At 61.4% G+C, this 19040-nt stretch carries 21 protein-coding genes; all 21 read right to left on the bottom strand.

The features are described from left to right. Positions 1-1491 (bottom strand): hypothetical protein, encoded by a 1491-nt coding sequence (locus VSR68_RS11155; RefSeq protein WP_342939901.1) that lies wholly within the window; start codon positions 1489-1491, stop codon positions 1-3. Continuing rightward, positions 1491-6665: a phage tail length tape measure family protein gene (locus VSR68_RS11160; RefSeq protein WP_342939902.1), complete on the bottom strand. Its 5175-nt coding sequence runs from the start codon at positions 6663-6665 to the stop codon at positions 1491-1493. The genes VSR68_RS11155 and VSR68_RS11160 overlap by 1 nt, the downstream gene beginning before the upstream one ends. 100 nt (positions 6666-6765) lie before the next feature. Next, the gene (locus VSR68_RS11165; RefSeq protein WP_342940245.1) at positions 6766-7077 is read right to left on the bottom strand and encodes a DUF1799 domain-containing protein; all 312 of its coding nucleotides are present in this window, start codon (positions 7075-7077) and stop codon (positions 6766-6768) included. After that, positions 7074-7454 carry a phage tail assembly chaperone gene (locus tag VSR68_RS11170; protein WP_342939903.1) on the bottom strand — a complete coding sequence of 127 codons (381 nt, stop codon included), beginning with the start codon at positions 7452-7454 and terminating at the stop codon, positions 7074-7076. Before VSR68_RS11170 ends, VSR68_RS11165 begins: the two co-directional genes overlap by 4 nt. Positions 7455-7542: 88 nt before the next feature. Next, complete coding sequence (locus VSR68_RS11175) at positions 7543-8190, bottom strand: phage tail tube protein (RefSeq protein ID WP_342939904.1); 648 nt, start codon at positions 8188-8190, stop codon at positions 7543-7545. Positions 8191-8303: 113 nt separating this feature from the next. After that, entirely contained in the window at positions 8304-8660 is a 357-nt protein-coding gene (gp17, locus tag VSR68_RS11180) for a tail completion protein gp17 (protein ID WP_342939905.1), read from the bottom strand. After that, entirely contained in the window at positions 8657-9127 is a 471-nt protein-coding gene (locus VSR68_RS11185) for an HK97 gp10 family phage protein (RefSeq protein ID WP_342939906.1), read from the bottom strand. Before VSR68_RS11185 ends, gp17 begins: the two co-directional genes overlap by 4 nt. Next, entirely contained in the window at positions 9124-9444 is a 321-nt protein-coding gene (locus tag VSR68_RS11190) for a phage head closure protein (protein ID WP_342939907.1), read from the bottom strand. Before VSR68_RS11190 ends, VSR68_RS11185 begins: the two co-directional genes overlap by 4 nt. A gap of 2 nt (positions 9445-9446) precedes the next feature. Then, entirely contained in the window at positions 9447-10019 is a 573-nt protein-coding gene (locus VSR68_RS11195) for a head-tail connector protein (RefSeq protein WP_342939908.1), read from the bottom strand. A gap of 5 nt (positions 10020-10024) precedes the next feature. Then, positions 10025-10207, bottom strand: a complete 183-nt coding sequence (locus VSR68_RS11200) for a hypothetical protein (protein ID WP_342939909.1) — start codon at positions 10205-10207, stop codon at positions 10025-10027. Between the two features lie 54 nt (positions 10208-10261). Then, a complete protein-coding gene (locus VSR68_RS11205) occupies positions 10262-11569 on the bottom strand; it encodes a phage major capsid protein (RefSeq protein WP_342939910.1) in 1308 nt (435 codons plus the stop codon). 98 nt (positions 11570-11667) lie between these two features. Beyond that, entirely contained in the window at positions 11668-12639 is a 972-nt protein-coding gene (locus tag VSR68_RS11210) for a S49 family peptidase (protein ID WP_342939911.1), read from the bottom strand. After that, positions 12636-13898: a phage portal protein gene (locus VSR68_RS11215; RefSeq protein WP_342939912.1), complete on the bottom strand. Its 1263-nt coding sequence runs from the start codon at positions 13896-13898 to the stop codon at positions 12636-12638. The genes VSR68_RS11210 and VSR68_RS11215 overlap by 4 nt, the downstream gene beginning before the upstream one ends. Before the next feature lie 3 nt (positions 13899-13901). After that, on the bottom strand, positions 13902-14096 hold the full coding sequence (locus VSR68_RS11220) for a hypothetical protein (RefSeq protein WP_342939913.1): 195 nt from the start codon (positions 14094-14096) through the stop codon (positions 13902-13904). Continuing rightward, complete coding sequence (locus tag VSR68_RS11225; RefSeq protein ID WP_342939914.1) at positions 14093-15805, bottom strand: terminase large subunit; 1713 nt, start codon at positions 15803-15805, stop codon at positions 14093-14095. Before VSR68_RS11225 ends, VSR68_RS11220 begins: the two co-directional genes overlap by 4 nt. Before the next feature lie 9 nt (positions 15806-15814). Next, entirely contained in the window at positions 15815-16300 is a 486-nt protein-coding gene (locus VSR68_RS11230) for a phage terminase small subunit P27 family (RefSeq protein ID WP_342939915.1), read from the bottom strand. 156 nt (positions 16301-16456) lie between these two features. After that, complete coding sequence (locus VSR68_RS11235; protein WP_342939916.1) at positions 16457-16852, bottom strand: HNH endonuclease; 396 nt, start codon at positions 16850-16852, stop codon at positions 16457-16459. Continuing rightward, on the bottom strand, positions 16852-16977 hold the full coding sequence (locus VSR68_RS11240; RefSeq protein WP_342939917.1) for a hypothetical protein: 126 nt from the start codon (positions 16975-16977) through the stop codon (positions 16852-16854). The genes VSR68_RS11235 and VSR68_RS11240 overlap by 1 nt, the downstream gene beginning before the upstream one ends. Positions 16978-17104: 127 nt before the next feature. Further along, positions 17105-17797, bottom strand: coding sequence for a Crp/Fnr family transcriptional regulator (locus tag VSR68_RS11245; protein WP_342939918.1), 693 nt, complete (start codon positions 17795-17797; stop codon positions 17105-17107). A 309-nt stretch (positions 17798-18106) separates the two neighbouring features. Then, positions 18107-18682: a hypothetical protein gene (locus VSR68_RS11250; protein WP_342939919.1), complete on the bottom strand. Its 576-nt coding sequence runs from the start codon at positions 18680-18682 to the stop codon at positions 18107-18109. Positions 18683-18710: 28 nt separating this feature from the next. Beyond that, entirely contained in the window at positions 18711-18959 is a 249-nt protein-coding gene (locus VSR68_RS11255) for a phage portal protein (RefSeq protein ID WP_342939920.1), read from the bottom strand. Between the last annotated feature and the right edge of the window lie 81 nt (positions 18960-19040).

Genomic DNA, 19040 nt, shown 5'->3' on the forward strand with positions numbered 1-19040 from the left:
TCACCCCCATAGCGTGAGTGTTGCGAGGTGCGTATCGGCGCCGGCATCCACGCCGACAACCGTCATCGGCTTCGATGACAGGCCATAGCGTGAGTATGAGAAGCCGACCACACTGCCGAGGTCGAGTGTGCCGAGCTGCGACAAATCGATGTCGACGGTCATCAGCATTCGGCGGCCGAACAGCGCGAGCCGCCGGTTCGCCTCAGCGAGCGCATCCGATGCGTTGATCAGCACCGTGTCGAATGTCTGGTCGAGCGCTGACGGCCAGACCGTCTGCACCGTCGCACTCTTCGCCACCTGGCTGCGTGAGTCCTGCGATAGCCACGTGCGCCGGTCGACACTCACGCTGCCCGCAGGCTGGCTCTGGACCGTGCAATTCTTCGCATAGTTCACCGTCACCTGATACGACGGGATGCCGGCCTCCTTGATGTTGACCGCCTCGAGCACGACTTCGTCGAAGATCACGGCCGGCGCTCCACTCGGCGCACTCACGCGCCCCATGCGCAGCACGCCGAGCCGGTCGAACGAATAGAACGCGCCGATGCTGCCAGCGATCGCGTCCATCAGCGACTGGCTCGTCACCTGCCCGTCAGCCCATACACCGCATGGCGCCGCGTTCAGCGCATTGAGCGCCGCGACGTCTGCCGCGCTGATGTCGGCCACCGTGAAGCCCGCGTCGAGCGCGATCTGCTGCATTAGGCTCGCCGCGCTCGTGACGCCGCTCGTCGCATCACACGTCACCTGCCCGGCCGGACTAGACCCGAGCCTCAAGATGCCCTGAAAGCAACGAACATGGCCCGCCGAGGGCGCTGTCGACTGCAGCGACGCAAGGTCAGGGTAGTCCGCATCTTTCGTCAGCGCGACGCCGTTGTCGTAGACAGCTGTGATCGAGCAGTTTGACTGGTCCGAGGCCTGATAGATCACCAGCGATGTGTTCACGCACTTCGGCGAGATGTTCAGCACCTGCCCGTACACGCGCGGCTTGTACTGCCCCATCAGGTCGTTGGCTGTGCCGTCGATACCGTTCGGCAACACGTTCGTGCCGCCATACGTCGGACGCGGTTGGGTCAGCGCGAGCTTCTGCAGTCGGTCATTGACGACCAGGCTGACCGTCGACGTGTCGCTAACCTTCACGTCGCTGAGCGTGCCCGACGCCGTCACTGTCCACTGCGCGAACGGCGTGCCAATCGAGCCGACACGCATCGTGAACGACCGACCATCGAACGCATAGTCAGTCAGCAGGTAGTCGAGCCCGCCGTCGCTGTTTTCGAGCACGATTTCGCCGGGCGTGCTTTGCGATGCGCCAAAGCTCGCCTGCGCAGAATTGAAAAGGGACCGCGCGAAGTGCGGAGGTGCACTGAGACGCGGCTCGTAGTAGGCGTTCGCCGGCGCATCGGACGGCAGCGTCATAAACCCATCGTCGGAAAAACGAAGAGTCTGCAACGTGCCATCCGACAGCCGGTACCCCGTGACGTCAATTGAGATGGTCATTATTTGCTTGCCAACCTTCCAGTGTTGTCGCCGACCGTTTGCAGATGCCGCGTCTGCTTGCTCATGTCAGCGCGGTTCTCTGCGTGCTGCTGCTCGGACTGCTGGTATTGCGCGGCACCCACCGTAGCAACCGTGCCCTTCAGTTGCGCAACCTCATCGCGCAACGACTGGATTTCGGCGATCAACGCCGCGTTGTCGCCGCGTCCGTACTTCGACCAGTCGATGTTCAGGATCTGCGACAACTTCTGGTTGTTCGCCGACGTGATCACCGCTTCGCCCTTGTGAAGCTCAGCGCGATACCCATCGAACGGGATGTAGTCAGCACCACCCGCGTGCGAGCCGTTGATCCAGTGTGCACCGGAAGCACTCGCTGCCTGAGCCATTGCGTCGACGAGTGATGCGCCGGCCAACACGGCTCCCTTCACTGCGGTTTCGTAGGTCCCCCAGTCGCCAGCGGTCTTAAAGTCTGTGTAGTCCACGCCAGCAGCCGCCACCTGCTGGTCAATCTGGTTATTCCAAGCGATATTTGCGGCAACCTGCTGACCAATCTGCGACAGCTGATCATCCGAGACGCCAGTGAAGGTGATGCCGCCGCCCGATGAGATCGTGTGACCGCCCGACGAGCCGAAATCGACGATGCCGTTCGACTGCGTGTAGTCCAGCCCGTCACCGAGCGATCCGGTCGAACCTGACGGCGTTTGCCCAGCCGCAAGCTGTGCAGCAAAGTACTCCTTGAGCGCATCGGAGAGCGACTGCACGGTCTGGTTAAGGTTGAGAATCCCCTGAACCTCCTGTTTCGTCGCGTCAAGCTGCTGCTGTGCCGCGCTCAATTGCTGCTGCGCCGTCGCGATGTTCTGGTCAAGCGCCGACTGCACCTCGTTGTAGTCGTCGACATACGCCTGTGAGCTAGCGTTGAATGCCTTCGATGCATTGAGGAAGTCCTGCGCGACTTGCGGCAACTGACCCTGCGCGGTCGCATCACCCGCCATCGCCTTCGCAGACGTCTGTTCGAACAGCTGCTTTTCGGCGTTGTACTTGTCCTGTGGCGAGAGCGTCGACAGATCTCCCAGCGCGAGCGACTGCTTCAGGCTGGTCAACGAGGTGATGAACTGGTTGATCGAGTCGATGTTCGACTGGATAGCCTGCACCTGATTGTTGTAGGCAGTCTGCACATTGCTGAGTGCAGTTTGCAGGCTCTGTTGTGCCGCCTGTTGCGCCTGCTGCGCCGCCTGATCCGCAGCCGACATCACCTGGCCAAACGCCGGTGCGAGCGCCAGCAGCGAGTTCTGGAGCGCCTTGACCTTCGGGTCCGACGTATCCATGTTTTCGACCAGCGCCTGAAATTCAGCGTTCGTCTTCGGCATGGCCACGCCGAGCGCGTCGAACTGAGCCTTCAGCTGCTTCGTGTTCATCGCAAGCTGCTGATCTGGCGTGTAGATCGCGCTGAAGTAGCTATTCCAAAGCGACTGCTGCGCGTCGGCCGCCGCCTTCGCCGCCTGTGTCATCTGATCGAATGCGGGCGCGAGCGCGAGCATCTGCGCGTACAACTGCTGACCGGACGCCGTTGACAGGTCCAGGCCCTGAACGACCGCGCGGAACTGATCGTTCGTCTGCACGCTCGACATGCCCATCGCCGCAAGCTGGTCCGTGACCGCCTTCGCCTGATTCGCCACCTGCTCGGACGCTGGCACAAAGTGCTGCTCGAAGTAGTTCGCGTTCGTCGCGAACTGGCTGACACCTCCCGACAGGTTGATGACCGCAAGCTGCGCATCAGCCGACGCGCCCTTCAGGTTGTTGAAATCCGCCCCCATCGTCTTGATGGAGTCGAATAGCGACTTGAGCGTGTTCAGCTCGTTGATGAGCGACGTCACATCGTTCGACGACAACTGCGATGCATTCACGCCTTGCAGCACCTTGGCGTAAGGCGCATCGAGATTCGCTTCTTGCAGCGATTCGATGATCGAGCGCTGCAATTGCAAGCTGAAGTCGTTCAGGACAGTCTGCGAGTCCTTGACGCCACCGAGGTCAGTCTTGTCTGGATACCAGTCCGCGCCCGTCGTGAAGCCGGCCGAGACGAAGCTGTTACCCTTCTTCGGGCTGACCTCGTACGACGCCTTGTATTGACCGAGACCCGAAATGTCGCCGCCCAGCGCGCTCGCCATCTGCTGAATCGTCGAGAACGTGCTCGTGATCTGCTGCATGGTTTGCGATGCAGCGGGATCGCCGCCAGAGGGACCGGCGAACTTCGTCAGGTTGCCCGATGCATCTGATGCGTAAGATGCGCCGTAGCGGGTCTCGCCGCCGCCGAACAGCGAGCCAACGAGGCCACCAAGCGCCGATCCGATGAGCGTTCCGATTCCAGGGAGCACCAGCGATCCAGCCAGGGCGCCCGCCGTGCCGCCAACCTTCGCGCCGGTTCCGCCGAACAGGCTTCCGACCGCGAAACCCGTTCCCGCCGCACCGAGAACTGCGCCGAGGTCGGATGGGACGCCCCCCGCGCCGGGAATTGAAGAAGATGTAGCGCCGCTCGATCCGGCATTCCCAGTCAGGCTCAGGTAGTTACCGAGAACATCTCCGCCTTCGGCGTTCGCGAGAGACGCAGCGGTGCTCGACGAAAATCCGCCGAACAGGTTTGCGGCACTTCCGACCATATTGTTGATGCCCGGGAGTGAGTTCGCGAGGCTAGACAGGCTACCAAGCGGGTTGCCGACAAGCGGGCTATTCGGGTTCGTCTGAGCGTACGCTTGCGCCGCGCCGGGATACATGAACGACGCCACTCCGCCCGCGATCGGCGCGATGATCGGCTGGAGAATCAGCGTCTTGAACATCGCCTTAAGCGAGTCCGCCAGCTGCTGGCCGAAACTCTTGCCGTTGTTGAACCCGTTCATCAGCGCATTCGTGATGCCGTTTTCGATCGAGTTCGCCGCCGACTTCCAGTCCTGCACAGCCTGGTCAGCGATCTTCTTTGCTGCCTCCTTCTGGTCGAGCACAGCCTGATCGTCCGCAACCCCGTGCAACGCCTTGGAAAGCTCTTTCGCCTTCGCGATGGCGTCATCCCACGGCTTTGTATCCGCGAGATTGTTATTCAACAACGCCGTCGCCTTGCCCTGCTCGAGCGCCGCGACCGTATCATCAGCGCGCGATGCCTTGAGCTCGTCGATCGCCGACTTGCCCATGCCGAACGTATCGATCTGGTCCTTCAGCGACTGATCCTGCTGATGGGCGGCGTCGATCTGCTTCTGCATCGCGTCGAGCTGCTTCTGGCCGTACTGATCCCAGACCTCGTCTTCCTTCGCTGCTGACTCGGCGATGGCATTGAAAAAGTCTTCGGTCGCTTTCGACGCTTTGGCCTGATCCTGCTGAATCTGGTTGTTAATCTGTGCACGCTGCTGGGCGTTGAGGCCGCGATCGGCCAGGCCCTTCGAAAGGATCGACGCCTCCTTGTTGTACGCGTCGATCTCGTCGCTCGCCTTCTGGGCGATCAGATCGCGCGACTGCTGGTAATACGCGGATTGAGTGAGGCCACCGCTCTTGTACAGCGAATCGAGCTGCTTCTGTGCGCTCGCTACAGCGCTGAGTTCTTCGGTGAGCGCATCCTTGACCGCCTGCACTTCACCGTTCATCTGCGTCTTATCGACGAGACCCGGACTTTTCGGTTTGTCGGTGTACCGCTTGTTGATGTCCGCGACGAGACTGTCGTAGGCCCCACCCGACACCGAAAAGCCCGTCTCGTCGCTCCCCGTGATCTTGACGCCCTTGAGCAGTTCCGCGCTCGGATTGGACTTGAAGAGCTTGACGAACTCGGCCTTGCGCTGGTCGAGCTCCTGCTTCTTCGCATATGCCTTGTCGAACGAGTGCATCGCCTTGTCGAGGCTGTCAGCTGCGGCGATGCCCGCTTTCTGGTCCGCATCGGCCTGCGCCTTCGCGAAGGCCGCGACGGCTGACTTGTCGGCCTGCATCTGCAGCGCCATCGCGTCGGCGTCATCCTGTGCGGTATAGACGTTGCGCGGGTCTTCCCACGACGACGTTATGCCACCGCTATCAGACCGCTTGCGCTTGTCCGCGATCGCCTGCAGTTGCTCCTCTGGCGTCTGGTCTCGGCCGATGGCCTTGAGCGCATCCCACGTATCCGTGATCGAGCCCTTGACCGCCTTCCACGCGCGCTCGACATACCCAAGCTTCTCGTCCGCCACGTCCGCGAAATGCTGGTGCAGGAGCGACAGGTTGTCCATCAGCGCCTGTTCGGTCTTGCCGGCGTCTTCGAGCGACTTGACGCGCTCGTAATCCGCCTCCGTCATGTAGTTCAGCTGCTTGTTGTGCTCGGTGGCCCACTTCGTGACGCCATCGGCCATCTTGGCGTAATCGGCCGCGACCTTGTCCGTGCTTTCGCCCGACAGCTTCGCGAACGTGACGACATCTTCGGTGGCGAGCTGCAACGCCTGGCCGGACAGTTGCCCGGTCGACACCAGACCCTGCAGCGCCTCGCGCGCTGTGCCGATGCCCTGCCCGGTGCTGTCGGCGATCGCGCGGGCCATCACCGAGAAGCTGTTCGCCGTCATGCCGGCCGCATTGCCCGTCAGGACGAGAGAATTGCGCAGTTGCTCCGATTCTTGGTGGCCCTTGTAGGCGGCAACCGCAAGCGCACCAATGGCAGCAGCACTGACGCCGATGGCCACGCCGAGAGGACTCATCGCAATGCTCAGTGCATCGGTTGCCTCGGCCATCACCATCAGCGAACTGCCGAAGCGCGAGAAGTTGCCCTGCAGCAGCTCGTGACCCAGCACGACAAGCTCCGTGCGCGCACGGGTGCTGTTCAGCGAGAAGCTATGCATCGATTCCGATGCCTCATCCTGCTTCTTCTTCGCCGCGTCAAGCGCAGCGAGATACGGCGCGAGCGCATCGGTCGGAATGCCGCGCTGGCCGGCAAGCGCCTCGAAATACGCAGAACTGGACTTGCTTCCCGCCTCCATCACAGCCGTAGTGCGCTGGATCGACTGGATCATGCTGCGCGTCGCGCTTTCGACCTTCTGCGCGGATGCCGCACCACCACTGCCGACCGAATCAATCGCCTTGCCGGCCGCTGCGCCCTGCGTAGTGACCGACTGCGCCATATCGCGCGCCGCGTCCTTGACGTCGCTGAAGCCCTTGCGCGCTTCGGTGGCGTCAACGCTCACACCTAGCTGGACTTTCCGCTCATCAGTCGCCATCGCTCACCACGAAAGAAAAGAGCCCGCCAGCGGCGAGCCCGTAAAAAAGAAACCCGCCGAAGCGGGGTTACTTCGCGCTTTCTCGAATCACATCGAGCGCCGCCATTTCGAGGTGCCGCACATCCTCGAATATGTCGTCGGCCTCGCCCGCGTCCAGTCCGAGCCGGTCGATCATCGCGAGCACGACGCAGTAGTCCAGCCCTGTCGGGCCAGCCATGCCGGTGCGCCATTGCGTGCCGAGTTGGCAGAACAGCAGCACCGCGTCATAGTTCTCCGGCCAGATCTCGACCTCATCCTTGCGAAAAAGCTGGCCGAGGTCGAAGGCGTTTCTCGGGCCGGCGTTGGGCGGCCGATACAGTGCGTCGGCCGCCTCCTTCAGTTTCCCAGGCGGCCTTGAGTGATGGCGTTGCGGTAGGAATCCATGATGGCGGTGATCGCCGCGGGCAGTTCATCGGCCAGCTGCTGGACGTTCTCGCGCGTGAACGGCTCGTCGAGGTTCCAGCCTTCGACTGCCTGCATCACGTAGTCCGCGTTGGCGCTGCCCGTCTTTTCCATGAGCGCGGCCCACGAAAATTCATCCTCTGCCGGGCGCTCTTCCTTCGACGCTGCGAACACCTCGTCGATGAATGCGCCGAACTCCTTGCGGGTGCGGTACTTGTACGTGACCTCGATCGCGGCCTCGCTGCCGTCCAGCATCGGGAACTTGACGACGTGCTTAAAGTTGGTCGGGCGCGCGCCGAGCTTGATCTTTGCCATGATGGATTCCTTGATGTGTTATGTGAAAAAAAGCCCCGCCGGGAGAACCCCGGCGAGGAAAGGACCGTCATCGGCCCCAAGGAGACACTTACGAGGAGTAGCTGATCGAACGGCCGAGCAGCGAGAACGATGCCGTCACCTGGTTGGCCTGGTTGACGTTCAGCGACGGCATTTCCGACACGCTCATGTAGCCGTAGCCGTAGCTCGAGACGCCGCCCGAGAGAACCATCTTGAACGCGACCTTGCGCAGCGAGCGGCTGATGTCCAGCATCTCCTGATAGTTCGTGTTCGATGCGTCGTGGCCGAGCGTCAGCGTGATCGACGTCGGGTTGAAGCCCGTCGGCACGTTGATCGCGTTGCGTTTCGCGAGCGGGCTGATGGTAGTGAATTTCGGGTCGCCGCCCTGCGTCGCGATCGTCAGCACCTGAGGGATTTCGACCCAGTTGCTGACGAGCTGGACCGTGCCAGTGCCACCACCCGGATTGAACCAGTTCACGTCGTTCGTGTTCAGGCCGAGCAGTCCGAACGTGTCGACGGAGAGCTGATCAATTTTGAACACGCTGTCGCTTGCGTCTTCCCAGCCCGACTCGAACAGGAGTTCGCTGCCGTCGGCGAAGCCGTGCGCGGTCGACGTCGCGACGGCCGGGTTGGCATTGGTCACGGCGGTGACGGTCTTCGCCGCAGCAAACGTCTCGCTGAAATAGAACTTCGATCCTTCGGGGAATGCGTAACTCAAGGTAATTCTCCTTAATCAATCGACAAAGCGCCCGCGACGGGCGTAAAAAAACCCGCGACGATTGCTCGTTGCGGGCGCCTCTCTCAAGCCCCTTCGGGCGACTGAAAAAACTGCTACCGATCAGACCAGATGCTGAAGTCCTGCTGCGAACCGTAAAGCTTCAGGTCAGGCTCGCTTCTGTCGATCGGCGCCGCCATCGGTTTTGCATTGAACACCACTGCCGTGATGAACACAGATTCGATTTGCAGCGCGAGCGCATCGGCGTCCTTGGGTCTATCCGCCCACACGGTGACCTGAAAAAAACCGTTCTGCTTGTCCGGCACTTCCTTGGCGAGCGGCGAGATGACATTTCCGCCGATCCGCTGGTACGTCACATACGGCCGCGGCGTTTCGAATGGTGCGACGACGGGAAAGACGCGGCCATCCACGAGCGGCGACAGCAGCGCAAAAATGCTTTCCTTTACCGTCATGGCGGGCCTCCGTTGATGCGCTTCAACAGCTCAGCGACAGCGGCATCCAGCGCCGCCGGGAACCGTGCTTGCGCCGGCCGCACGAAAGGGCGGGCGCCGACATGCTTCGGCGACGGCAGGGGCGCCTTCTTGTCGGTGTACCACTTGCCGTCCTTGCCGAGATAGACCTTGTACTTCTGCAGGTGCCCGTTTTCGACGAGCCAGCCGTGCGGAGCCTTCTTGTGATTCCAGCTCACGTGATACGTCGCCCGGCCCTGCGCAGAATCATCGCGGCTGTACACCTGATAAATCGAGCGGTCCAGATTGCCCGTCACGCGCCCGATGCTCGCGACGTTCAGCTTCACGGCGTCGTAGAGCACCTGCGCGGCGGCCTGCGCCGCCGGCCGAGCCGCTTCCTCGGCGTTGTCGGCAAGCTCGTCGAGCAGGCTCTCTATGCCGCCAAGGTTCGCATTGATCGTCAGACTCACGTCGCCATCTCGCAAACGAAATCGGTGAATTCGCGCGCACGCTCGTCCGGCAGGACGGCACGAATCTGATATGTCGTCGCTCCATGCACCACGCGCATGCCGGCCGCGACATCGCTCCGGTAGCGCACGCGAATACTTGCCTGCACCAGAGACACTTCGGCGTCGCCGCGTATCGTCTGGAGACCCGATTTATGTGCGATGCTGGCCCAGACCGTGGCAACGTCGCTCCACACCGATTCCGGCTGTCCTTCCGAGTCCTGAACCGTGCTCTGGCGCTGGATTGTGATGCGGCGATTCAGACTGCCTGCTTGAAGCATGGTCAGAACCTCGGGGGTACGGTGATGGGATGAAGAAGAGCATCGGCGAACCCGGTCGGCATCTCCATGACGGCCTGCCGGGTCTGCGCAATCAAAAACAGCTCTCGGTTGTCATAGAACCACGCCGCGGCGAGCAGCATCCACGCGCGCACCGATGGAAACTTGTCAAGATCGGTTCCGGCCTGGTACGTGAAGGTGATTGCCGCAGCTCTCGGCCATTGACTGCCAACCGGCGCCAGGCGCGTCTCACGCCCGGCCTGAATGACTTCATACGACGACGGGTCAAGCGTCGCAGTCTCACCCGATGCGGACCGCCACGAGACGCTCTCGACTTCAGTTACCTGACCAATCGAAAGCGCGAAATCGCCAACCGGGAAAGCGGGAAGGCGCTCGATGTAGCGCCCCTTGCGAATCGCAGCCCCCGACTTCGTTTCGGCCGCTTGACGGGCGCCCGGGATGATGATCGACGTGACGAAGTTACTCTCATCGCTCCCGTCGATACGCGCCTGGGCCGCAACGTCCTCGTAGGTGAGCGGCTCCGCTTCGTCGATGTACTCAACGAGAACAGCGCCCATGTTGCTTACCCCTTCGCGGCCGCAGCCTTAGACGCTTCGCTCTTCACTGCCTTGGCGTCCTTCGCTTCCGGCACGTGCTCTTCAGCGATGCCCGAATCGATCAGCGTCTGCGCCCGCTCATCGTCAAACCCAGTGACGTCACCAGGCGTATACCGCCCATGGTGACGTTTGATCTTGACCAGTTTCATGTCTTATCTCCGAAAACGGCCCACCCATGCCAGCGTGGGCCATAAGTTCACGGCTTAGGCGCCCCAGGTCACGCTGCTGAGTACTGCGATCGACTCGACGTGGCGCGGACCGAAGTCGTTTTTAGCGATCACGCGGATGAGCGTTTGGTCGCGCTGGAACGCGCTCACCACATTGCCTTCGGAATCCTTGTAAGTGGCTTCCTTGCTGTAGTCGATCTCGAGTGTTTCTTCCTCGCCAATGAACACGTCGCCGAAGTCGGCGAAATAGATCTCCGATTCGTTGGTGCCGGCGCCGAGGTTGATCGGGATCTGCGTGGTCTTGCCGACCGGATAGCCCTTCAGCATGCCGTTGTCGAGCTCCGGATAGACCTTGTTGCCGTTGCCATCGCGCATGCCCGACAGGAAGCGGAAGACGCGCGGCGCCATGATCCAACCGGGCTGGGTCATGTTCGCATCGGCACCCTCCAGGGCGAGGATGGCCTTGTTCAGGTCAGTTTCGACTTTCTGGATCGTCGAACCGTCGCTCGCCGGGATCACATTGCCGGCGAGCGCCCAGAAGCGCAGGCCCTTCGGCGTGTTCGCCGTGCCGTCGTCACGGATGAACGCCTTATCCTCGCGGGCGCCGATCGCTGCGGTGAGGTCAGCGATCACGATCTGGTCGACGTTGGGATTGACGCCCGCATACTTGAGCAGGTCGTTCGCGATAGGCACGAGCGCGGCGAGCTTCTTCGCCGTGAGCTGCAGGTCGTCGAACTGTTGCTCGGTCGCGGGCATGTCGGTGTCAGCCCCGACGTAGCCAACGACCGCGCCGCCCTTCAGACGCGGAATCGTGATGTTGCCGTTGGTAATCGGCAGCGTGCGCGCGCCGAGCTTGCGCACCACCGATTTCGGGCGCAGCAGCTCGATCACCTCGCTCGACAGGTTCGCCGGCACCAGAATGCCGCCCGCGCTCGACGTGAGCGTATTGAGCGACATGGCGACTTCCTCGCCGAAGCCGCGCTCGATGGCGAGCTTCGATGCCATCTGTGCGTCGCCGCCGGCGGCAGCCAGCGCACGCACCATGCGCGCCATCTTCGCGCCCTTGACCTCGGGCGCCTTCGGTTGCGCAGGAACGCTCGGGAAAGCGGGCGCGGCGACAGCCGCCGGCGGCGGATCGACAGGAACGGCCGCGGCGGCAGCCATACGCTCAGCCGCTTCGGCTCGCTCGATTTGCCCCGTGATCTCGTTGAATTTCGAAGTCAGGTTGGCGAATTCGGCGTGCTGCTCAGCCGACAGCGCGACCCCACCGGCCTCGATTGCCGCAAGCGCCTGGACCTGCTGATTGATATTTGCGCGTTCGCGGCGAAGTTCGTTGATGTTCAAGGTTCATCTCCAAAAAAATGCCGCCCGAAGGCGGCGACACTCTACTGAGACGCGAACGCGCTCACGTGAGAATTAGATAGATCGAAACACCCGATGCTTCAGTAGCGGGCGCGCATGTTCATCGCCGCAGCCTGGGCAGCCACGCTGCGACGCGGCGTCGCTTTCGCCTGACGATCCGCGCGGGACGCGCGAACTTCAGCCGCGATCCGGTTGACCGCCGCTTGCGGCGTCTCGACGCCGTCGGCGAGCCCGGCATCGACGCCCTGCTTGCCGAAGTAGATTCCAGCTTGGGTGTCTTTCACTGCCTGCGTGGTCAAGCCACGGAAGTTCGCGATCGCGTCGATGAACTGTTGATAGCTGTTCTGGACCATGCCCTGCAGGAACTGTAGCGACTGGTCGCTGAGCGGCTCGTGTGGCGTGAGATCGTTCTTGTGGTCGCCCGCGAACACGGACGTGACCTTCACCCCCTGCTGCTCATCGCGCTTCGACACATCGATGTGCTTCGCAATCACACCGATAGAGCCCACGCCCGACGTCTGACTGACAATGACGTTCGATGCGGCAGCCGCGATGAGGTAACCACCCGAGAACGCCGAGAAGTTGACGACCGCCGTGATGGGTTTCACCTGCGCGGCTGCGCGGATGTCATTGGCAAGCTCGAACGCGCCCGTCGCGCTGCCGCCGTTGCTGTCGATGTCGAGGATGATGTGCTCGACCGCGGGATCGGCCACCGCCTGATTCACCGACGAGCGCAGCCCCTCGTAGCTGGTCATCGGCTCGCACGGGTTCATATGCGCCGAGCGCGACACGAGGATGCCCGAAACCGGAATGATGTCGAGGCCGGTATCCGCGACCACGGCGCGCCGACGATCTGCCGCCGTCGCCATCTGCGCACCGCCGCAGTGGTCATCATCCTCCATGATCTTCGGCTGCGCGCCGTTCACGCTCAGGTTGACGATATTCAGATGGAGCGACTGATTCGCCCACTGCATTGCGAGGTCCATCATGTGGTCCGTCACAAGCTGCGGTTGGTTGAAGATCAGGCTCGCAAGTCGGAGATGTAGTCTCAAGTCAGGATCCTTTGAATGTCGTCGATTTCCGCCTTGGTGGGCTCAGCAGGCTTGCTGACCGGCACCGGAATCGGCTTCGATGCGTCCACCATGTTGAGCGGGCTCAAATACACGTCACCACCCTTGACGGGCGGCATGTTTTCCAGCCGGCGAATGTCGTTGATCGACAGCCAGCCCCACTGCCTGCCGACTGCGTAGGCGGCGTAACGCGAGGCCTGATCGCCGCGCAGCAGGCCGGCCACGTTGTATTCGATGAAGTACTGCTTGCGCTCGGACGGCAGCAGCAGATCGCGCGTCTTCGCCTGCTCGTGCCGCTTGATCCACGGCAGAAGCGTGTAGATGACGAACTGGATCTCCTGGTGCTCGATGTTGCTGAATGTCGCCCGCTCCAGCTCGTTCACCATGTGGGCCGGAATCTTGTAGATCCGCGCGATGTCGATGGTCGAAAGCCGCAGCGCCTCGATCAGAGCCGCATCGACGTTCGTCATCGACAGCGGCTTGAACGTCATCCCCTCCTGCAGCAGCGCCACCTTCTTGGCGTTGCCCGATCCGCCGAACTTTGCGTTCCATGCGTCAGTGACCTTGTCGACGCTGCCCTGATCCTTCAGCGGAGACGCAGTCGCCGGCCGCTCGATCACACCAGACAGCGCCGTGCCATTCATGAACGACTTGCCGGCGTACTGCTGGATCGCCTGCGCATGGCCTATCGCATTGGCGTGCAGCATGATCGGCGAGAGCCCTGTGTAGCCATTGATCGACATCCAGCGCACGTGATGCACCAGCCGCTGTGGCATCGGGTCCGAGCCGTACACCCGATACACAGGCATCAGGTCGCTACCCTTCATGACCGTCACTGCCTCGTGGTCAAGCGGGTAAAGACCCTGAACGACGCCCGACGAATCGCGATCGATGAAGCTGTAGCTGTTGCCGCGCAGCCCGACCGCGATCTGCGACTGCTCCTGATACTCAAATGGCGTCTGCCACGGGTTGGGCTGGTATTTCAGGATCGCGTAAAGCGGGTGATCGATGGCCAGAACCCGGTCATCGCCGTTTCGTTCGTAGATCTCGATCGGCAGCTGCGCGATGCTCTCCGCGAGCAGCGAGACGCAGTTCTGCAGCACCGTCAGCGAGAGTGCCGAATGCGCTGTAACCACCTGACCCGCCTCAGATCGGGCGCTCCCCAGCAGAGATGACACCCAGCCAGACGATCCCATCTGTGTCATGGCAAGGTTGGATAGCAGTTGCTTGCTAAAGAACATAGCTCACTTCTCTCCCGTCTCGGAAGGTGTGCCGAGCGCAATACGCGCCGCCGCGCGATCAGCGAGGAATGCCCAGAACAGCAACAGCACGCCCGCGACGATCAGTCCGGCGGGCACGCTAACCAGCGCCACTCCCGCGACCAGAAGTGCGAAACCAAGCAATCCAGCGACCCAGGCCGCAACACCAATGACGTTCAAATTCCCACTCCCTGATCGTAGATTGAGCCGGCATTCGCGAGATCTGCCAGCATGGCTCGGCCTATCGCCATGATCAGTGCTACCGCCCCGTCGATCTTGTTGTCATTGCCCTGCTTGATAGGGCGCACGACGTCGTCATTGCCCGGCAGGTTCTTGCCGATCACATTGCTGATACACCACGTCATGATCGGGTTGCCGTCGTGGTGAAAGCGGCCCGACGTGATCGCGGCCTCGAGTTCCTTCATCGGATCCGACATGTTCGTGTAGTTCTGCACGATCGTGACAGGCGTCAGCCCCTCGTCGTCGAGCTGGTGCGAGAGGTTCGTCGCGCCGTGCGGGTCGAGCGGCGTGAACTGGACTGGGCACAGCCGGTTGGCCTCTTTCGCCTCTTCGAGGATGTCCCGATAGTCGATTTCAGCGCCCTCGGTCTCGCGCAGGAAGCCCTGATTGACCCACTTCTGATAGCGCTCGGCCATCCGCCGGTTCTCGGTGTTTTTCACCGTGTCCTCGGGCACCCAAAAGCGCGGCGCGACGCTGAAATAATGGCGCTTGCCGTCGATGTCGCGCCAGAAAAGGCGCGCCATGCTGTTCAGGTCAAGCTTACGCGCGAGGTCGAGCGCAAGCGCGCAAGACTGCCCTTCGAACTGCTCGAGCGTCAGCGTCGTGTCTTCGCACGCCCGCCAGTCTTCGACATTGAAATAGCCTATCTTCGCCGAGGTCCACACGTTTAGATGTTTGGTCTTGAACGTGTTGGTAAAACGCGCCGACTTGATGGCGCGCTGCTGCTGGCTCTCCAGGTACTCCTGGTAGACCGAGATTCCTATATTCGGGTTGGCCTTCGCCAACACACGCGGGTCGGTCCACTCATCGCCCTCGTCGATGGTCCAGATCCAGCCGAAAAGCTCGTCGTCGGGCACGGTGCCTTCGAGCATCTCGATGACCTGCCGCCGCTTGTCGTAACACGGCCCCTCGATGTTCGCGCCCGCCGTCGTGATGATGAACATCAGCGGCTGACGTCGCGCACCCATGCCGGTCAACATGGTTTCGTACAGGGCGGAGCTGTCGTGCTCGTGATACTCGTCGACAATCGCGCACGACGGTGACGCGCCGTCGCCCGGATTCCCGATCAGCGGCTCGAACCGACTGCCATCCTCCGGCATGTTCATGTTCGAGGCGTTAACCTCAATGCCTGCTGAGTCGACAAGCATCGGCGAGCGCTTGACCATCAGCCGCGCCGGGCGGAAGACTTCCCATGCCTGCTTTTCGGTCGTTGCGCCTGCATACACTTCGGCGCCGAACTCGTCATCGAGCACGAACATTCCGATGCCGACGCCCGCCGCGATGACGGATTTTCCGTTCTTTCTCGGCACCTCCCAATAGCTCTCGCGAAACCGGCGCTTGCCGGTGCGCTTGTTGAGCCACCCGAAGGTCGCCATCAGGCCAAACTTCTGCCACGGTTCAAGTGTCACGAGCTGGCGCTTGAATGCCCACTCGCCCTTGGTGTGCGGCATCAGCTCGATCAATTGGAGCTTCTTTTCGGCCGCTGACGCGTCAAACTTCCACCGGAAGTCCTTTTTCCGGCTGTCCGCGAGGTCGTCCAAGTGTCGCTGGCAAGCCAGTTGCACGTACCGGCAGGCGGGCCGCTTGCCACGGACAACGTCTCGCGCGAACTTGAGCCCCTGCTCTACGCGCGGGAAATTCGTCGCCATGTTTTTCGATCATTTTCCAAGCAGCTTCGCGAAAGGGTTGTCGGGCATTTGGGGCTTGCTGCCTATCAGCCGCTGACGGCTCGCCGGGTCAAGTCCGAGCATCGCGCCACAACTGGCCATCTCACCGCCGGCTTCCTTCACGACGGTCGCGGCGGGATTCTTGATGGGGCTACCTTGAGCGCTCATCACTACCGGCCCGTTGCGATCCAGATCCGCTTGCGCCACTCGCCAATTGCGATATGACGCACAGAATCGCTCGACGATGTGCAGGTCAGTTATCTGCAAGATTTTCTGGCCGCACAGGAGCGGCACAACCCGCTCCCACATGTCGCGTGCCTCACCCGTTATCCAGTCGGGCGGGTCAATGTTGGTGACCAGGCCGAAGTCCGGCTCATCCCTGTTCAGCGCGCGTTTGCCGGGATTTCCGGCAGCAATTTTCCGGGCCGTCGGCTTGGGCTTCCGCCCGCGGCCAGGCACTGCCGCAGTTCCGCCCATCGACCAACTCCTGAATATTTAATTTCGCGGTTGTGAAAATCTGACGAACCGGTCGGTCCTGCGGCCGATCGACTATAGGGTTCCACCACCCCTACCCCCCCGCGCCACACCTACGAGCAGCGTCTGCGAAGCGCTCCCGCAAACAAGCCAACCCATTCACGACCCTGATGGCGACCGAGCGCCCACCGCGCCCCTGCGTCGCTCCCTCGCGGTCTTCGCCTTATGGCAGTCGTGATTGATCGCGCTCAGGTTCTGCGGGTCATCGGTGCCGCCCTGCGACTTCGGCGTGACGTGGTCCACCTCGGTCGCCACGCGCACGCGGCCGAGCTTGCGGCATTCTACGCAACGGCAAATGCCACCGTCACGGAGCAGGACCATCGCTCTCAGCTTTTCCCACCGCGCGCCGTACCCGCGTGCGTGACGATTGCCACGCACAGAGTCCGGCTTCCAGCCAACTTCCTCGCCCGCATGCGTTTCGCAATAGGTCTTCCCACCAGCGACAAGCGCGCCGCACCCTCGATGTTTGCACGGGCGAAGTGGTCTGGCCGGCATCAGGCGCAGGCCTCGACCGAAAGGAAGTCAGCAGCTTCGTCGAACGTCATCGGTAGCAGCCACGCCGACCGCGCGCAGTAGCGGAACAGGATGCTGATTGCATCGAGTGTTTCGGCGTTGAACATCGCGGCTCCAAACGAAAAAGCCCGCGAGGCTTTCACCTTGCGGGCTACATGCGCACTGATGCACGCGAATCTGGACTTGCTAAACGCGAAGGCGGTCACGCGGGCTCGTGAGCCGCCTCACTACCAGTCAGTCATCCTCGTATCCGGCAGCAATCCTTCGCAATCGGGCGACGTCGCGAATGCGCAAGCGCCGTCCCATACGGATGATTACCTCTTCGGTCTCGAGCAACTTAAGCACGCGTGAAACGGTCTCACGACTCACGTGGGCTAATGCTGCCATCGTCGCTTGGCCCGGAATTTCGACGACTGGCCATCCGTCAGTTCCCTCTCCACTTAAGCGGGAGGCGATAGACGCGGCAACTCGAGCCTTGGCACTTGTTGAGCTTGTTCCCGCAAAACTTCGAGCAAAATGCAATAGCTCTGCTGCCATCAACTCACTCAGAGCATGCACGAACGTAGAAGATCGAAGAAGAGCGCGGGCATGCGTGCGGCTCAACGTTGCGACAGTACTATGGGCTATCGCAGCGACATTAAATGGCAGTGGAATCTGCTGGATTATCGCCTTCGCACCGACGGACTGGCCGCTGCTGTATATGCGAATTGGAATTTCGCGTCCATCCGGCGACACGACGAATGAACGCAACTCTCCCTCAAGCAGCATATGCAGACCGGAGCCCGGGTCGCCGGCCAATGCGACGCGGTCTCCAGCCTTCACGCGCCTGATACGCACGGATTGTGCGACGCTCTTCAGCTCTTCGTCAGAGGCTGTCGCAAGCAGCAATTGGTCTCTCAGTAACCGTTTAAGCGCTTCTTCTTTCATTTAGCGTCCATGCGGTTGAACGCACGTAAACTAAATTTAACATTGCTTTCTTGCACGCGTCCTTAGCGTTTTTGAAACACACTATTGCTGCCGCGTGAATTCTTAGCGCGCCACTGGCGGTGAGGTTTCCATCAGACGATTCCCGAAGAGTAAGGGAATCCCTTCAGGACCAAGTGATCGGCGGCAGTTTCTTAAGCTTCGAACGCACGGCTCCAATGCAAAAAGCCCGCTTAGCTTTTGCTCAGCGGGCTTTTGCGCAAGATCGGTACGGTATATGAAAACGCATTCTATGCGGGTGTTTCCCGCACGTCAAGCGTTGTTCACGAGCATGCCGATCTCATCGAGCCGCTCAGCGAATGCCGTCAATCCGTTCTTCTCCAGTTCACGGATGCACTTGCGGATCGCCGTGATGTGTCGCTCAGCTGCGTTCTTCGGGATGCCAAGATGCTTTGCCGTCTCAAGCGGACTCACCTTCTCGCCGAAATACTTCATGATCACGGCAACACGAAACTCCTTCACCGGCGGCAACGGGTTGAGTGTGAGCGCAACGTAATCGGCCAGCTGATTCACCGCTTCCTCAAACACCGGGTTCAATCTCCAGCCACGACAGCACGCCCGGCGACAGTCGCATCGCTCGCTGCGCGCGAGCTTGCCGGTGACGAGCGTGGTGAGTTGCCAGTAGTCGATGCGCTGCAGCTCGGCGAACACCATGCCCGCCTGACCTGCGCCGTCCAGACCGATCAGTCCGCGCCCACTTCCATGCGCGCCGCGCTGCAGGATCTTCCCCATCGCCGACATGGCGTACTGCTGGCTCGAATAGTTGCACGCGAAGACTATGGCTTCTTGTGCGCTTTTGAAGATTCCCTCGTGTTTGATCGATTCCATGTTCACCTTGTTCTTTAGTTGTGGGCGGTCACTGGACGACCGTGAAGCTGATGCCGTGATGTGTGAACCAATCGTCGAGCGCGTGCCGCAGATCCGAATTGCGCGGCCACGCGAATTCGATTTGCAGGTCGTCCGGGCCGTCGACAATCTCGCCGCAGTGCTGATAACCATCGAACTGGATCAACGCAGCGCCAGTGTCGGCGTCGATGGTGCGCCGTGCCGATTCCATCAGCAGCTCGGGCACATCTGCATATTGGATGTATGCGTGTGCGCTCATCAAAGCTCCTGCGAGGCGTGCGCACCCAGAAATCCGAAGATCAACGCTAGGACCGCGACAAAAGCAGTTGCGAACTCGGCC

Source organism: Paraburkholderia phymatum, from assembly GCF_038900715.1.
Lineage (GTDB): Bacteria > Pseudomonadota > Gammaproteobacteria > Burkholderiales > Burkholderiaceae > Paraburkholderia > Paraburkholderia phymatum_A.

Coding starts and splice junctions, on each gene's coding strand:
- VSR68_RS11155 (WP_342939901.1), bottom strand. CDS start 1,491: ATGACCATCTCAATTGACGTCACGGGGTACCGGCTGTCGGATGGCACG.
- VSR68_RS11170 (WP_342939903.1), bottom strand. CDS start 7,454: ATGGCAAAGATCAAGCTCGGCGCGCGCCCGACCAACTTTAAGCACGTC.
- gp17 (WP_342939905.1), bottom strand. CDS start 8,660: ATGACGGTAAAGGAAAGCATTTTTGCGCTGCTGTCGCCGCTCGTGGAT.
- VSR68_RS11190 (WP_342939907.1), bottom strand. CDS start 9,444: ATGCTTCAAGCAGGCAGTCTGAATCGCCGCATCACAATCCAGCGCCAG.
- VSR68_RS11195 (WP_342939908.1), bottom strand. CDS start 10,019: ATGGGCGCTGTTCTCGTTGAGTACATCGACGAAGCGGAGCCGCTCACC.
- VSR68_RS11200 (WP_342939909.1), bottom strand. CDS start 10,207: ATGAAACTGGTCAAGATCAAACGTCACCATGGGCGGTATACGCCTGGT.
- VSR68_RS11215 (WP_342939912.1), bottom strand. CDS start 13,898: ATGTTCTTTAGCAAGCAACTGCTATCCAACCTTGCCATGACACAGATG.
- VSR68_RS11225 (WP_342939914.1), bottom strand. CDS start 15,805: ATGGCGACGAATTTCCCGCGCGTAGAGCAGGGGCTCAAGTTCGCGCGA.
- VSR68_RS11230 (WP_342939915.1), bottom strand. CDS start 16,300: ATGGGCGGAACTGCGGCAGTGCCTGGCCGCGGGCGGAAGCCCAAGCCG.
- VSR68_RS11235 (WP_342939916.1), bottom strand. CDS start 16,852: ATGCCGGCCAGACCACTTCGCCCGTGCAAACATCGAGGGTGCGGCGCG.
- VSR68_RS11240 (WP_342939917.1), bottom strand. CDS start 16,977: ATGTTCAACGCCGAAACACTCGATGCAATCAGCATCCTGTTCCGCTAC.
- VSR68_RS11245 (WP_342939918.1), bottom strand. CDS start 17,797: ATGAAAGAAGAAGCGCTTAAACGGTTACTGAGAGACCAATTGCTGCTT.
- VSR68_RS11250 (WP_342939919.1), bottom strand. CDS start 18,682: ATGGAATCGATCAAACACGAGGGAATCTTCAAAAGCGCACAAGAAGCC.
- VSR68_RS11255 (WP_342939920.1), bottom strand. CDS start 18,959: ATGAGCGCACACGCATACATCCAATATGCAGATGTGCCCGAGCTGCTG.